At 35.3% G+C, this 779-nt stretch carries 1 protein-coding gene and 1 pseudogene; one reads left to right on the top strand and one right to left on the bottom strand.

Annotated features, from left to right (window positions below):
* Positions 1-191, top strand: a pseudogene (locus ACEN4N_RS11475) (IS30 family transposase); the annotation flags it as partial.
* Between the two features lie 157 nt (positions 192-348).
* On the opposite strand, the gene ACEN4N_RS11470 reads toward ACEN4N_RS11475, so the two are convergent.
* Positions 349-779: transposase (locus ACEN4N_RS11470; RefSeq protein WP_407094267.1), on the bottom strand; the 431-nt coding region annotated here is incomplete at its 5' end.

The following is a 779-nucleotide window of genomic DNA, read 5'->3' as shown; positions in this document are numbered from 1 at the left end:
GTCGAGAGCCTCAAGAAACGCGAGGAAAGTTTAATATCGGCACTCCCATCTCAAAACGCCCCAAATCTGTGAAGAATCGAAAAGAGTTCGGGCATTGGGAACTCGACACAGTTGTTTCTTCTCGAGGCAAGAGTAAAGGTTGTTTTGCGAGCTTTGCAGAACGAAAAAGCCGTATATATATCAATGTCATTAAGTTAAGGGGAAATGAATTCCTATCGTTATATAAAGACGCCTCTTCTTCACATGAAATAGTGTGAAGAAGAGGCGTCTTTGGCTTTTTTTATTCTAAACAAGTTATTTTTCTATTGGAAGGCATGTCAAATAAGTCTTCTGCTTTTCAAAAAAAAATTATCTATAATGAAAACCAACAAAGCCTCTTCGGAATTTTAATCGTTCAAACTTCCTACCTTCTCGAATTGGAAGGATATAAGATGAGATTAATCGCATAATATCTATCGACATGTCATTTAAATATCGGCGATATAGCCTAAAAGCCATCTTAACATTTACCTGATAATCCCAATGTCGTTTCTTTTTAGGAAATTTTACTTGTCCAACTAACCTCATGGTGAAATTGTAAGTAATTAATCTTGCATATATTTCTTGATAGATTTGGCTGCTTTCTTTTGTATGTAAGTATTCTAAATCAACTGAATGCTTTAAATCACGAAAAGAAGTCTCAATTCCCCACCGTAAATGGTATAATTCTTTTAAGTCATTGGGTGTAAAGTTGTCATCAAGATTTGTTATCAAGCACTCGTAGGTGCTTTCACTTAGCT

It is taken from the genome of Ruoffia sp. FAM 20857 (assembly GCF_045528645.1).
Classification (GTDB): Bacteria; Bacillota; Bacilli; order Lactobacillales; family Aerococcaceae; genus Ruoffia; species Ruoffia halotolerans.
Note: the sequence above shows the minus strand (reverse complement) of the source record. Positions and strands in the feature narration are given on the sequence as shown.